The organism is Deinococcus sp. Leaf326 (genome assembly GCF_001424185.1).
In the GTDB taxonomy this organism is placed as follows: Bacteria; Deinococcota; Deinococci; order Deinococcales; family Deinococcaceae; genus Deinococcus.
On sequence record NZ_LMOM01000032.1, the window covers coordinates 148,153 to 162,017 of the forward strand.

The 13,865-nt window shown below is 70.9% G+C and carries 10 protein-coding genes; 1 reads left to right on the forward strand and 9 read right to left on the reverse strand.

Annotation, left to right across the window (positions count from 1 at the left end; translation table 11 throughout):
- Window position 1: 1 nt before the first annotated feature.
- The 8 genes from pxpB to ASF71_RS11410 form a co-directional block, all read right to left on the reverse strand.
- The gene (gene pxpB, locus ASF71_RS11375) at window positions 2–1,585 is read right to left on the reverse strand and encodes a 5-oxoprolinase subunit PxpB (protein WP_056299780.1); all 1,584 of its coding nucleotides are present in this window, start codon (window positions 1,583–1,585) and stop codon (window positions 2–4) included.
- Between the two features lie 4 nt (window positions 1,586–1,589).
- Window positions 1,590–2,414, reverse strand: coding sequence for a LamB/YcsF family protein (locus ASF71_RS11380; RefSeq protein WP_235514361.1), 825 nt, complete (start codon window positions 2,412–2,414; stop codon window positions 1,590–1,592).
- A 65-nt stretch (window positions 2,415–2,479) separates the two neighbouring features.
- Window positions 2,480–3,382, reverse strand: coding sequence for an ROK family protein (locus tag ASF71_RS11385; RefSeq protein WP_056299783.1), 903 nt, complete (start codon window positions 3,380–3,382; stop codon window positions 2,480–2,482).
- Entirely contained in the window at window positions 3,379–6,636 is a 3,258-nt protein-coding gene (locus tag ASF71_RS11390; protein ID WP_056299786.1) for a glycoside hydrolase family 38 C-terminal domain-containing protein, read from the reverse strand. The genes ASF71_RS11385 and ASF71_RS11390 overlap by 4 nt, the downstream gene beginning before the upstream one ends.
- Entirely contained in the window at window positions 6,633–7,985 is a 1,353-nt protein-coding gene (locus ASF71_RS11395; protein ID WP_235514363.1) for a glycoside hydrolase family 125 protein, read from the reverse strand. The genes ASF71_RS11390 and ASF71_RS11395 overlap by 4 nt, the downstream gene beginning before the upstream one ends.
- 152 nt (window positions 7,986–8,137) lie before the next feature.
- A complete protein-coding gene (locus tag ASF71_RS11400) occupies window positions 8,138–9,118 on the reverse strand; it encodes an ABC transporter substrate-binding protein (protein WP_056299792.1) in 981 nt (326 codons plus the stop codon).
- 96 nt (window positions 9,119–9,214) lie between these two features.
- Window positions 9,215–10,240 (reverse strand): ABC transporter permease, encoded by a 1,026-nt coding sequence (locus tag ASF71_RS11405; protein WP_056299797.1) that lies wholly within the window; start codon window positions 10,238–10,240, stop codon window positions 9,215–9,217.
- Window positions 10,237–11,019: an ATP-binding cassette domain-containing protein gene (locus tag ASF71_RS11410; RefSeq protein ID WP_056299799.1), complete on the reverse strand. Its 783-nt coding sequence runs from the start codon at window positions 11,017–11,019 to the stop codon at window positions 10,237–10,239. Before ASF71_RS11410 ends, ASF71_RS11405 begins: the two co-directional genes overlap by 4 nt.
- Window positions 11,020–11,543: 524 nt before the next feature.
- On the opposite strand from ASF71_RS11410, the gene ASF71_RS11415 reads away from it, so the two are divergent.
- Window positions 11,544–12,539: a LacI family DNA-binding transcriptional regulator gene (locus tag ASF71_RS11415; protein WP_082505951.1), complete on the forward strand. Its 996-nt coding sequence runs from the start codon at window positions 11,544–11,546 to the stop codon at window positions 12,537–12,539.
- 13 nt (window positions 12,540–12,552) lie between these two features.
- Here the strand turns inward: ASF71_RS11415 and ASF71_RS11420 are convergent, their stop codons facing one another.
- Window positions 12,553–13,704, reverse strand: coding sequence for a Gfo/Idh/MocA family protein (locus ASF71_RS11420; protein WP_056299805.1), 1,152 nt, complete (start codon window positions 13,702–13,704; stop codon window positions 12,553–12,555).
- Window positions 13,705–13,865: the final 161 nt, after the last annotated feature.

Consider the following 13,865-nt stretch of genomic DNA (forward strand, 5'->3'; position numbering starts at 1 on the left):
CTCAGTCTTCTCCTTGGGGGTCCAGCACCCAGCGCCGCGCCCAGCCGTGGGGCGGGCCGGACACCAGGGGCCGGAACACTATGCGCTGGTTGGGCCGCAGTTGCGCCGCGAGCGGCAGGTCGTCGGGGTGGATGACGGCCGGCTTGTGGTAGCCGCCCAGGCGGCCCCGGTCGTTCAGCAGCAGGATGGGTTGCCCGGCCGGCGTGACCTGCACCGCGCCGTGCGGGGTCGCCTCGCTCACGACCCCCCCGCCCGGCACTTCCGGCCCCTCCAGGCGCACGCCCATGCGGTCCTGCTCGCGCACGGTGAAGGGCGCGCTCGCCAGCGCCACTAGGGCCTCGTAGCTCGCCTGCGGGCCGGGCAGCAGCCGCAGCCGGACCTCATCGCGCGGGGGAGTCAGCGGGGGGGCTGTGTCACCGAAGTAGCCGGTGGCTACCATGCCCTCTCCTATACCCAGCACGTCTCCGGTCCGCAGCGCGCGGCCCACCCGTCCAGTGAGGTCTACACTGCTGCTCCCCAGAAAGGGCAGGGTCTCCAGCCCGCTCGCCACCGCGAGGTAACTGCGTGTGCCCCCCGCTGCCGGCCGGAAGCGCAGCGTTTCGCCCGCGCGCAGCCCGAACGCCGAGTGCGGGGGCACGGGCTCTCCACCGACCACGGCCGTCATGCCGAAGCCGGCCACCGCCACCCGCAGGTCGCGCAGTGCCGTGAGGACCGGCCCCAGCAGTGTCAGCTCCAGCAGGGGCGTGCCAGGCGGGTTGCCAGCCAGCCGGTTGGCGAGGTTGGCAGCGCGGGGGTCGAGCGGGCCGCCGCGCGCCATGCCCACCTGCGCCTGCCGGAAACGCCCAGCGTCCACGAGCACGTCCAGCAGCCCCGGCTTCTCGACCCGCAAGGCAGGATACGCGGGGGTCTCCGGCCACAGCGGGCGCACCGGCGGCAGGGTGGGCGCGGGGCCGTCGCCCGGCACGAAGCGCACGGCGTCGCCCGGCGCCAGCAAGCAGGGTTCGGGCCGGTTCGGGTCGTACAGGGTGCGCAGGGCCGTGCCCAGCAGGTTCCAGCCGCCCGGCGACGGCAGGGGATACACGCAGGTCTGCGCGCCGGCTATGGCCACGGCGTTGAGGGGCACCGCCAGCCTGGGGGTGGAACGCCGGGGCAGCCGCAGCGCCGACTCGACCTCGCCCAGAAAGGGAAACCCGGGCGTGAAGCCCACCGCGTAGACGTGGTACGTGGGGGCCGTGTGCCGCCGGATCACCTCGGCCGGGTCCAGGCCGGTGCGGACAGCCACGTCCGCGAGGTCGGCGCCGTCGTAGCGCACCGGAATCTCGATAGTGCGAGTCTGGTCGGTACGTCCGGCCTGTGTCACGTCATCCTGCACCGCATTCAGATGCCTCCGGACCCAGGCCGCGACGGCCGAGCGCGTCGTCTGCTCGGCGTTGTATTCCACGTACAGGGTGGTGTAGCCGGGGCACAGGTCGGTCACGGCCGGGGGCAGGTCGGCGCGCAGCGCGCGGTGCAGGGCCTGGACCCGCCCGTTGACCGCCCGCCCGATCTCGTCGCCGAAGACGACATAGAAGCCCTCGCCGCGCATCGCCTCAGCCCGGCGCGTCAGGCACGGGGAACATGCGCAGGGTGACGCCCTCGGCCTCCAGCGCGGCGCGCACGGCGCGGGCGATAGCGGGGGCCTGCGGGTTGTCCCCGTGGATGCACAGCGTGTCGGGCCGCGCCTCGAAGAAGCCACCGTCCATCGCCTCGACCCGGCCCTGCGTGACCATCAGGACCGCGCGCCGGGCCGCCGCCTGCGGATCGTGGATGCTCGACCCCGGCAAAGAGCGCGGAGCCAGCCGGCCGTCACGCAGGTACGCCCGCTCTGGAAAGAGTTCGAGGACCACGGGTACGCCCAGCCGCCGCGCCTCCGTTTCCAGCAGGGTCGCGGGCAGCGCCACGAGCGGCAGGCCCAGGTCGCGGGCCGCCTGCGCGATGGCTTCGGCGGTCGGGGCATGGGTCCAGGCGCGGGTCGAGAGCGCGCCGTGCGGTTTGACGTGGCGCACTTCGGTGCCGCCAGCCCGCGCCATGCCCTGAAGCGCGGCGATCTGGTAGAGGGTATCGGCGTACTCCTCCTCGGGCGTGGCCTCGACGATCCGGCGCCCGAAACCCACCCGGTCGGGGTAGCCGGGATGTGCCCCCACCCCCAGGCCACACGTGCGGGCCAGCTCCAGCGTGCGCCGGATGGTCAGCGGATCGCCCGCATGAAAGCCGCAGGCGACGTTGACCGAGGTCAGAGACGGAAAGAGAGCCGCGTCGTCGCCCAGCGCCCAGGGGCCGAAGCTCTCGCCCGCATCGGCGTTCAGGTCGATGCTCACGCTCTCCGGCTTAGCGGGGTCCTGCGCGGTCTGCTCTGCGGGATTCTGACTGTTCACGGTCAGGACCCATTGTGCCCGATCTGCCGGGGCAGCGTCAGCCGGTCACCGGCGCCGCTCCAGTCTCAATCCGGGCGGCTGACCCAGGGCGGACGGGCGAGGGCCGCCGCGCCCATCAGGGGAGCGAGCTCGAACGCCTGACTCTGGCGCACCCGGCAGCCGGGCAGGGCGTCGGCGACCTCCGGCCCGAACAGGCCGAAGGCCCGGCTCACGCTGCCGCCCAGCACCACCGTATCGGCCCTGAACTGCTCGGCCCAGGGCCGCAGCAGCTCGCCGAGATCATAGCCGAACTGCCGGAACACCGCGTAGGCCAGCCGGTCTCCCGCATCGGCACGCTGGGCCAGCACCACGGGGGGCAGGCGCTGCCCGAAGGCCTCCTCGCTCAGGCGCTCCAGGGTACGGCCGCAGGCGTGGTCCTCGAAGATGCCGGGATCGGCCGGCATGTTCCACAGTTCGCCGTCCGGCGGCACGTCCTCGCCGAACGTGACGACCTGGCCTCCGGCCACGAATCCCGACCCCAGGCCGGTGCCCAGGGTCAGCCCGATGAGGCGCGTGGCCGGGTCGGCGCCGGCGTTCCACCACTCGCCCAGCGCGAAGAGGTCGGCGTCGTTGCCGAACACGATCTCGGGCACGGTGCCCAGGTGGCCCACCTGCCCCCGCAGCCGCGAGGCCAGCAGGGGCCGCAGGGCCACGTCGTACAGTCCGGGAAACTTGTGGCGCATCTGCGAGCGGCCGCTGCGTGTGTCGAAGGGGCCCGGAACGGCCACCCCGATATGCACGGCCTCCAGGCCGCCCTCGCCGCAGGCCTCCAGCGCGGCCTGGGCCCAGGTGTCCAACAGGGTCTCCAGGGGCGCGGCGTGGTGCAGGCTGCGCCGCGCCGTGCGCCGCACCTGCCGGGTTTCCAGGTCCACCAGACCGGCCGTGACGTGGCTGCCACCCACGTCCAGGGTCAGCGCCGCCGGACTCACGGCGTGCCTGCCGGGCTCAGCCGCAGCGAGACCGTCTCGAAGGGCCGTACCTGAAGGTGCAGGACGCCGTGTTCCAGCCGGTCACCGGCCTCCCCGGGCAGGGCGTCCTCAAGCAGGTTCAGCCGCTCCGCCGAGTAACGGCCAAGGGTCACGGTGGCCTCGCCGCGTTGCCCGGCAGGTTCGTACACCCGCAGGATCAGGCTCTGGCCGTCCTCGCTGCGCTTCAGGGCGCTGAGCATCAGGGGCAGACCGCCCAGGTGCGGCGCGGCGCGCAGCTCCAGTCGCCCGGCCTGGGCTAACAGGGGGCTGTTCAGGTCCAGCGCTTCCCGGGGGGTGTGTGCCCCGCGCCAGTCGCCCGCATGGGGATACAGGGCGTAGGTCAGGGTGTGTGGGCCCAGGTCGGCCTGCGGATCGGGCCACATGGGACCGCGCACCACGCTCAGGGCCAGCAGACTGCCGCGTACACTGTGGCCGTAACGCCCGTCGTTGAGCAGCGAGACGCCGTAGCCGGGCTCCGAGAGGTCCATCCAACGGTGCGCACTGACCTCGAAGTGTGCGGCGTCGTCGGGTGTGTTGCGGTGCGTGGGCCGGGGCTGGGCCCCCAGGGCGGTCTCGGCCCACGCCTCGTGCGCGCGCACGTTCAGGTCGCTCTCGGCGCGCAGCAGGGTGTGACGCTCCTGCCAGTCGAGGTCCAGCGTGATCTCCAGCCGCGCCGACCCGGCGCACAGCCGGAAGGTCTGCGTGACCTGACTCGCGCGCCAGGGCCGCGTCACCTGCACGGCGCCCCGCAGCGGCCCGTCCTCGACCACGCGCACGGTGCAGGGGCCATCCAGGACCTCGGTGTGCGCCGCGCCCAGGTCGCGCGCCACGTCCCAGGCGTCCCAGGCATAGGGGAGGTCCGGGTAGGCCCGCAGGACATGCCCCTGTGGCCCCAGCACCTCGCGCCCGGTCCGCAGGTCGGTCAGGCGCCGCAGCACTCCGTCCTCGCCGATCTCGGCCCGCAGGGCGCCGTTGTCCAGGACTGTGCCGGAATCGTCCTGGCGCACCGTGACGGACACCGGCAGGGAAGGCGTGGCGGCCGGGCCCGCGCTCCGCCGCAGGGTCAGCGTCCCCATCGCCGGCACGAGCTGGTCCGGGGCGTGAACGAGCAGGCCGCCTTCCACTGCCTGGGTGGGCAGCGCCGCGCCGCCGGCCGACAGCGGGCCCGCATCTGCGGGCAGCAGTACGCTCAGGGGGCGGGGCCAGGGGAGGGGATTGGCGACGGTCCAGGTGTCCGTCTCGGGGGTCCAGCAGGCGCGGGCCAGTTCGGCGGCGCGGGCCGCCACGCCCTCCAGCTCGGGCACCGTGTCGCCGTACACCTCGCGGATGCTCGACCCCGGCAGGATGTCGTGAAACTGGTTGAGGAGCGTGGTCTTCCACAGCTCTCCGAGTTCGGACTGCGCACCTGCGCCTGCCCCGGTCCCTTCTTCCGGGTCGGCCCCAGCCAGGGCACACAGCGCCTCGGCCTCCAAGAGCCGGTGCTCGGCCTGACGGTTCAGGTGCTTGACGCGGGCCTGCGAGGTCAGGGTGCCCCGGTGCAGTTGCAGGTACAGCTCCCCCACCCACACGGGCAGACCCTCCTGCGGCAGGCGCCGGAACAGGTCGTCCACGCGGGTCATGTGCAGGGCGGGCAGACCCGGAAAGTCGCGCAGCAGGTCGTAGGCCTCCAGCATGGGCGCGCTGGGGCCGCCGCCACCGTCGCCGTAGCCGAAGGTAAAGAGGCTGACCGGCGCCTCCTCGCCCCAGCCGGGCGCCGCCTTGCCGCCGAAATTTTCCCAGGTGCCCAGCAGGTCGCTGGGCTGGACGTCGCCGTTGTAGCCGCCCAGGCCGGGCCGGCTGCCACCGGGGTTGTTCAGGCTGTGCGCCGGAATGCGGGTGCCGTCCAGGCCTTCCCACATGAACAGGTCATGCGGAAAGCGCGTCTCCTCGTTCCAGTTGAGTTTGGTCGTGAAAAAGCCGGTCACGCCCCCCTGGACCAGCAGTTGCGGCAGCGCAGGCGTGAACCCGAAGGTGTCGGGCAGCCACGCGACCTCGCAGGTCCGGCCGAACTTCTCGCGGAAATACCCCTGGCCGTACAGCAGGTGCCGCGCGAGCGCCTCGCCGCCGCTCATCTGGCAGTCGGGTTCGACCCACATGCCGCCCACCGGCTCGAACCGGCCCTCGGCCACCCGCCGGGTGATCTTCGCGAACAGTTCGGGGTCGTCCTGTTCTATCCAGGCATAAAGCTGCGCGCTCGACTGGTTGAAGGTGAAGTCGGGGTAGCGGTCCATCAGTTCCATGACGGTGTTCAGGGTCCGCACGCCCTTGCGCCGCGTCTCGGGGACCGGCCACAGCCAGCCCAGGTCAAGGTGGGCGTGGCCGGTCAGGGCCAGCCGGCCGCGCGGCGGGTACTCGGCGCGCAGGTGCGCCAGTCCGGCCCGGAGCTGCATACAGGCGTGCGCGACGCGCGCGGTCACCTCGGGCGAAAGGGGCGTGGTGGGCGGCAGCTCGCGCGGCAGGCTCCAGATGCCCTGGGTGAACGACTCGCCCCCGCCCAGCTCGTGCAGCCGGGCCAGGTGGCCGGCCGCCGCCGAAGGCCACGCGAGCGCACCGACCACCTCGTCGGTGAGGTTCAGGAGCCGCGCGGCGATCTCCGCGCCGTAGCCCTGGCCTGTCAGATCGCTGCCGCCTTCCAGCGCGCCGCGCCCGAGCGTGCGGATGGCGGCGGCCGTCACCGTGAGGTCGTCGAGCAGCGCGGCGACCTGCGGCTGCGGCGCGCACACCCGCGCGCGTTCCAGGTGCGGGCGCGGGACCGGCGACCCGAATAGTCCGCGCGGAACCGCCACCACCTCGGCGCTCAGGCGCTGGCCCGCGCGGGCGCTCCGAGTCAGTGGAGCGCGGCGGTGGTAGGGGTTCAGGCCGCCCCGGTAGACCACCTCACCGTCCAGCGAGGCCGTGAGCAGCGCCTCGCCGCCCACGTCGAGCAGCAGCTCCAGTGGCAGGCCCTCCCAGTCCGGCGTAACCGTCCACTCGCAGCGCAGCCGCACGGGCTGGTCGTCCAGGGTACCGGGGCCTTCGGGCCAGGGCTGACCTTCTTGCAGGCGCACTCCGGCTCGGCCCGGCGCCTGGAAGGTACAGTCGGTCAGTGTCACGGTGCGTTCGTCGCGCCACGCCCCCAGACGGCCCAGGTGGCCCTCGAGTTCCCGGAGCCGGCGTTCCAGACGCGAGAGGGTCACGCGTCCCCCGCGAGCAGGTCAAGATGGGTCAGGACCGTCTCGGCCAGTAGGCTGTTGGCCCAGGCGAACCAGGGGCGGCTGTAGGTGTCCGGTGCGTCGGGGTCGAAGCTCTCGTGCATCAGGCCCGTGCCGGCAGTCGTGTGGGCCAGCGTGTTCAGCAGGGCGACGACCTCGGCGCGGCCCTCGGGGGTCTCCTGCGCCGTCAGGGCCTGCATGCACAGCGCGATGGGCCAGATGCGCCGCCCCGGCGTGTGGGCACTGCCGATCCCGGCGGCATGCCGGCCCGCGTGGTAGTGGGGATTGGCCGCGCTCAGCAGCATGCGCCGGGTGTTGAGGTAGGTGGGGTCGTCCGCGCGGCAGTAGCCCAGGTAGGGGGCCGCGAGCAGGCTGGGCACGTTGGCGTCGTCCATGAGGAGCCAGTTCCCCAGGCCGTCGGTCTCGTAGGCGTACACCCGCCCGAATTCCGGGTGTTCGGTCACGCCGTGCGTCTCGATGCCCTCGCGGATGTCGACGGCCAGGGTCTCAGCCCGCGCAGCCAGTTCGGCGTCGCCGTACAGCTCCCGCACGAGTTGCGCAGCCTGGCGCAGCACCACGGCGGCGAACATGTTGGCCGGCACGAGGTACGGATAGGTGCAGGCGTCGTCGCTGGGCCGGAACCCCGACCACACCATGCCGGTGGGAGCGTGGGCCGCGCCCCGGCCGCCGCGCGCCAGCGTGTCGCTGGGCAGCACGCAGTATTCGGCGGGCCGCTCGAACCGGTAGGCCGAGCGGCCGTCGTGGTCCTGTTCGGTCGTCATGACGTCCATGATGCGCTCCAGGGTGGGGCGCAGGTCCAGGGGCAGTTCGCTGGTCGCCCGCCAGTAGCGCCACGCGAGCCACAGCGGAAAGCACAGCGAGTCCAGCTCAAATTTGCGCTCCCAGACCCAGGGGCCGGGCGGCGGCACGTCGAAATGGTATTCATTGCCCGGCTCACGGTTGAAGGCGTTGGCGTAGGGGTCGGTTTCCAGCAGGTGCGCCTGCTGAAGAATCACGCCGGCCACGGTACGGCGCACCTCGGGGTCGGCGGCGCACAGGGCCAGGTACGGGCTGACCTGCGCCGCCGAGTCGCGCAGCCACATGGCTGGGATGTCGCCGGTCTGCACGAAGGTCTGGCCCTCCGGAAGGTCTTCGAGGGTGGTCTGCCAGGTGTTCGGGAAGCACTGCGTGAACAGGGTCGCCAGTTCGGGCTGCCCAGCGAGGCGGGCGCGTACCTGCGAGATCACGGTGAACATCGCCGGAGTCAGGTCGCGGCGCGGCGCGGGCATGGGAACGTCGTGGACGGGTGGGGCGGGGGCAGGGTGTGAACTCACGGGAAGGTCCTCGGGAAGAAAAGGAAAACGTGAAGAGCAGGAACGGGGCGGACGGTGAAAAAGAAGGGGGCCGCCCAGTGGACCTGGGCGGCGGAGAGAGGGCCGGGAGGGGGCAGGGGACCCCTGCGAAGCGCCCGAAGCGCCTCAGCCGCTCAGTTGCAGTTGGACTTGTAGACGTACTGCGCGAAGGCGGGCTGGTTGATGTTGTTCTGGGTCAGGCCGACGCCGCCGGTGGGCTGCGACTTGGCGACGGCCTGGCCCATCAGGGCCTTGCGGGCGGTCTCGACGGCCAGGGCACCCATCTGGGCGGGCTTCTGGGCCACGATGGCCTGAATCTGGTTGGACTTGAGGGCCTGCACGAGTGCGGGGGCGGCGTCGAAGCTCACGACGCTGATCTTGTCGCGGCGGCTGGCGGGCAGCTGGCGGATCGCCCCGGCGGCCACGAGCGCCTCGTTGTTGGCGATCAGGAACATGCCGGTGATGTCGGGATTGGCGGCAAAGGCGGCGCTGAAGGCCGAGGCGTCCTCGCTGATACCCTTGTAGGCGATCTTGATGTTCTTGTGGTTGGCTTTCATCTCGTCGATAAAGCCCTGGATGCGGTCGGCGACGGTGGTGATGCCGGGCGTGATGGGAGGAATGAGCGCCGTGCCCTTCTCGCCCATGAGCTTGGCGAGGGTGCGGGCCGCTTCGGCGCCCAGGGCGCGGTTGTCTGAGGAGATGTTCGAGACCACGAAGCCCGAGTCGGTGAGGCGCGTGTCCACCCCGACGATCTTGATGCCCTTGTCGTTGGCGGCCTTGAGGGGAGCGTACAGCGCGCGGCCGTCGTTCACGGCGATGGCGATGGCCTGCACGCCGCTGGCGGTCACGGCGTTGACCACCGGAGTCTGGAGGGTGGCGTCCCAGCGGGGCGCGCCCTGGATGGTCAGCTCCACGTCGCCCAGGCGCCGGGCAGCTTCCTGCGCGCCGCACTGCATCGAGGTGTAGAAGTTGTCGGTCGTCGTGCCCAGGATCAGGGCGATGCGGTACTTCTTGGCCGCAGTGGCCTTGGTCGTAGTGGCGCTCTGGGCACCGGCGCCGTGGGCGCTGGCGGCGAGGACGAGGGCAGACAGACCGGCGGTGACGAAGTGACGCATGTGGTTCTCCTTGGGGGTAGTCCTGTCGGGACCGGTAGAGGGGCGAGAAAAGGGGGTGAACTGGAGAGGTGGGTGCCGGAGCAGGGAAGGGGAGGCTCAGCCGCCCTCGGTCCGCCCCCGGCGCTTGACGAGGTCGATGTAGACGACGGCGATGAGCACGATGCCGACGATGATGTACTGCCAGTAGGGAAGGACCTGCATCATCACGAGGCCGTTGGAGAGGACGCCCGGGATGAAGACGCCGATGGCCGTGCCGATCACGGTGCCGGTGCCGCCGAAGAGGCTGGTGCCCCCCAGGACCACGCCCAGCAGCGCGGTGAGGTTGTCGTTCTGGTGGGCGGCCAGGGTGGTCGAGCCGTAGCGGGCCAAGCTCATGAAGCCTGCCAGTCCGGCCCCAGCCCCCGAGATGAGGTACAGGCTGATGGCGACGCGGTCCACGTTGATGCCGGCGCGGCGCGCGGCCTCGGCGTTGCTGCCGATGGCGCAGGTGTACTGCCCGAAGCGGGTCTGCGAGAGCACGAAAGCCCCGATGAGTACGGCGGCGGCGGCCACCAGGATAGGCACGGGCAGGCCCAGGATGCGGCCCTGGCCCAGCGTGTCGAGCATGACCTTGGGTACGGCGTACAGGTCCACGCCCCCGGTGAGGACGTAGGCGGCGCCCTGGGCGATGCTCAGGGTCCCAAGCGTCACGATGATGCTGGGTACGCGCGCCTTGACGATCAGAAAGCCGTTGAGCAGCCCGGCGAGCAGGCCGGTGCCCAGGCACACCACCAGACCCAGCAGCACCGCGCCCCAGCCGCCGTTGCTGCCGCCGGCCAGCGTCATGGCCTGGGTGCCCAGCACGCAGGAGAACACGAGGACGGCGCCGACCGAGAGGTCGAAGCGGGCGCTGGTCATGATGAAGGTCAGCCCCACGCCCAGCAGCACGATGCCCGAGTAGTCGACGAGCAGCGTCTGGAGGTTGTAGAGGGTGGCGAACTTGCCCGGAAACAGCGCGGCGAAGATAGCCATGACTACCAGGAGGGTGCCGGCCGTCAGGGTCGCCTGCGATCCCAGGAGGCGGCGGGCAGCGAGTTTCAGGGGCGAGGCCGGCGCGGCGCCGGGCGTGCGCGAAAGGCTCATGCGGCTCCCGGAACGCTCAGGCCGGTCATGGCGGCCACGACGTCTTCGATGGTGGTGTCGTTCTTGTGGAACTGCGCGACGCGGCGGCCCAGGCGCAGCACTTCGATGCGGTCGGCGACCTCGAAGACGTGCTGCATGTTGTGGCTCACCAGCACGACCGCCACGCCCTGATCGCGGACCCGCAGGATCAGATCGTTGACGTGGCGCGCCTGCACCACGCCCAGGGCGGCGGTGGGTTCGTCCATCAGGACCATCTTGCTGGCCCACACCATCGCGCGCGCCACCGCGACGCCCTGGCGCTGTCCACCGGACATGCCGATGACCTTGGCCTGCGCGTCCTGGATGTTCACGCCCAGGCGGGTGAAGGCCTCGACCGTGCGCTCACGCATGGCCTTGCGGTCAATGACCCCCAAGCGGCCTAGCAGGCCAGGACGCAGAATCTCGCGGCCCAGGAACAGGTTGCCTGCCGGGTCCAGGTCCGGAATCAGGGCGAGGTCCTGAAAGACGGTCTCGATGCCCAGGCTGCGGGCGTCGAGCGGCGAGCGCATCTCGACTGGGCGGCCCTCGATCAGCACCTGACCCTCGTCGGGCCGGATGGTACCGGTGATGGCCTTGACCAGCGTGCTCTTGCCGGCGCCGTTGTCGCCCAGCAGCGCCACGACTTCGCCGGGATAGACGGTGAAGTCGGCGCCGCGCAGGGCCTCGACATGGCCATAACGCTTGGTAATTCCCCTCGTTTCGAGGAGGGGGGCGGAACCGGTGGGCGGCGAGTAGGTCATGGGCACCTCAGGGCAGGGCAAAGGCCGTCTCCAACAGGAAAAACGGCGGCGGGTACGAACAGCGGGGCGTGTCTCGGCAGATGCGCGGTGGGTTGTGACAACGTTGACATGATCGTAGTCATCTGGCATTTGACTGTCAAGACCCCACCCGTTCCTGTCGGGTGGACACCTAGTGCCACCGAGCCGGAAATTTCTGCGGCTGGCAGGGCTTTTGCCAAATCGGCTTCAAATGACCCCTCGTCTAGACCGCTGTAGAGACGCCGAATCGCTGAGCCCCTCCAGCTCTTTTCGTCTCGAGAAGCAAAAAAATCGCACAACTTTTCCGACAACGTTGTCATAGGATGAGTCATGCCTTTTCGTCTTCCCTATGGCCTGTCCGGTGCCCAGGCCAGCTTGGTGTCGGCCTGCCGTACTCCGGCCGGAGTCCGCGTTACCCGGTCAGGTGCCACGGCATGACCGACGCACCCGAGTCCAGGCCGGCGCGGCCTTTGCCCCCTCTGCGGTCAGCCTCTACACTCCCCCCTATGAGTTCCCGGCCCACCATGCACGACGTCGCCCGGCTCGCAGGGGTGAGCATCAAGACGGTGTCACGGGTGGTCAATCAGGAGCCGCGGGTGGACCCCGACACCCGCTCGCGCGTCCAGGTCGCCATCGAAGAACTGGGCTTCCGGCGCAACGAACAGGCGCGCAGCCTGCGACCAGGGCAGTCGACCGCCCTGATCGGGCTGGTGACGGGCGACCTGAGCAACCCGTTCTATTCCTCCATCGCACGCGGGATCGAGGAGGTCGCCCATGAATACGGCCACCTGCTGCTGACCGCGAGCAGCGAAGAGCAGCCCGGGCGCGAGCGGCAGGTCATTGAGGCGTTCTTGCAGCACAACGTCGCCGGGCTGGTGGTCGTGCCGACGCCCGAGGCGCACCTGCAGCTCACGCCGGGGGCGCTGCGCGGCATTCCGGTCGTGGCTGTCGACCGGCCCATCGGCACGTCGGGGCACTTCGACTCGGTCGTCCTGAACAACCGCGCGGGTGCACATGCGGCCGTGACCCACCTCCTGCGCGACGGTCATACCCGCGTGGCCATGATCGACGGCGACCCCGCGGTCTATACGGGCCGCGAGCGCACGGCCGGCTACCTGGAGGCCCTCGCCGAAGCCGGGATCGTGTCGGACCCCGCCCTGATTCTCCAGGGGTACCACGGCGACCGGCAGGCCGAGGCCGCCATGCACGTTCTGCTCGACATGGCGACTCGCCCCACGGCCGTCTTCGTGACCAACAACCGCATCGCGCTGGGGGCACTCAAGGCCCTGCACGCCCGGCGCCGCAGCCTCGCCCTGGCGAGCTTCGACGATTTCGAGCTGGCCGGTATCCTGCCCACCCCCATGACCCTGGTGTCCTACGACGCGGTCGAGATGGGCCGTCAGGCGGCCCGGCGGCTGTTCGGGCGCATCGAGCGCCGCGGCGGCCCGCCCGCCGACATCATCATCCCCGTCAAGTTGCACCTGCCCGAGGAGGCGAACTGATCCGGACCCCGGTTCAGGCCGGGCCGGCCGGAGCGTCGAGGGTCACCGGCTCACCGCCGCGCCGGGCGGATTCCTGCATCGCCAGCACGATCTCCTGGTCGAGCCGGGCCTGCCAGGGGCCGTAGCTGGGTTCCCCACCCATGCGGATCGCCTCTACGAGACTCAAGATGCAGCCGGCCACCCCGATCTCGTCGTCGTGCCACTGCGGGCCGTGCCCCTGGCGCGCGGGCCGGAAGGGATTGGCCCAGGTGACGGCCGGCAGCTGCGGGTCGCCCGTGTGGGCCACGATCTCGCGCAGCGCGCCGCCGTCGTTGCGCTCCAGGCGGCGTTCGAGTGTGATGAACTGCGGGGCCTCACCGTCGGGGGTCAGGAGGCTCAGGCGCTCCTGCACGTCCAGACCTACGCCGACGCTCAGGCCCATGCCGCGCTCGGCCAGGAACCGCCCCGAGCGCCACCAGCGCAGTGCCGAGTCATAACCCACGCTCGTCCAGTGGAAAAGGCCCACCTGCCCACCGTCGAACTCGACCAGCCCGTGCTCCTGCGTCTCCTGCCGGGGGCCACGGGTGTCTGCCAGCGGCGACCAGTGCGCCGCCAGGGGGTACTCGTGCACCGAGCCGCTGACCCGCAGGGGGCGCGCGCCGAAGCCCAGATAGCTGCGCATCACGCTCACGCCGTGATAGCCGTGCCCGGCAAAATCGTTGAAGGAGCTGTGAACCCGCCCGAACAGCCCGCTCTCCAGCAGCCGCAGCTTGATCTGCTCCATCGGGCGGCGGTGGAACTGCTCGGCCACCTCGATCTTGACCCCCCGGCTCCGCGCGGCGGCGATGATCGCGTCGGCCTCCGCCAGCGTCGGGGCGATGGGAGTCTCAAGCAGAACGTGCAGGCCATGTTCCACCGCCATCAGGCCGACCTCGCCGTTCGCCGCGCCCGCGACCGACACTACGGCGAGGTCGGGGGCAGTGTGCCGGATCAGTTCGGCGAGATCGGTGAAGTGCGGGACACCCAGGCTCTGGCCCAGGCGCGCGGCGCTGTCGGGGCTGCGTCCCCACACCGCCACGAGCTGCGTGTCCTGCGCCAGCCCGCGCAGGAGGGGGCCGTACAGGTAGTCCGAGCGGGCCGAGGTGCCGACGAGGGCAACCCGTAGGGGCTGGGAAGCGGAAGTCATGGCCTCAGCATAGGGCCGGGTGGGACCAGTTCCCGGAAACAGAGTGTATTCCCCGATACCGGACGCGCCGGAGCTGTCAATTTCCCCCATCGGGCGGAACCGTCATGAAGTTGTCCTTATATTGCCGGAAATGTGAATCGAGCGTATGGGACGGGGAAAAA

Bases quoted from the DNA above. Each gene is read 5' to 3' on its own strand.
- pxpB (WP_056299780.1), bottom strand. From the start codon at position 1,585: ATGCGCGGCGAGGGCTTCTATGTCGTCTTCGGCGACGAGATCGGGCGG.
- ASF71_RS11400 (WP_056299792.1), bottom strand. From the start codon at position 9,118: ATGCGTCACTTCGTCACCGCCGGTCTGTCTGCCCTCGTCCTCGCCGCC.
- ASF71_RS11405 (WP_056299797.1), bottom strand. From the start codon at position 10,240: ATGAGCCTTTCGCGCACGCCCGGCGCCGCGCCGGCCTCGCCCCTGAAA.
- ASF71_RS11410 (WP_056299799.1), bottom strand. From the start codon at position 11,019: ATGACCTACTCGCCGCCCACCGGTTCCGCCCCCCTCCTCGAAACGAGG.
- ASF71_RS11415 (WP_082505951.1), top strand. From the start codon at position 11,544: ATGAGTTCCCGGCCCACCATGCACGACGTCGCCCGGCTCGCAGGGGTG.
- ASF71_RS11420 (WP_056299805.1), bottom strand. From the start codon at position 13,704: ATGACTTCCGCTTCCCAGCCCCTACGGGTTGCCCTCGTCGGCACCTCG.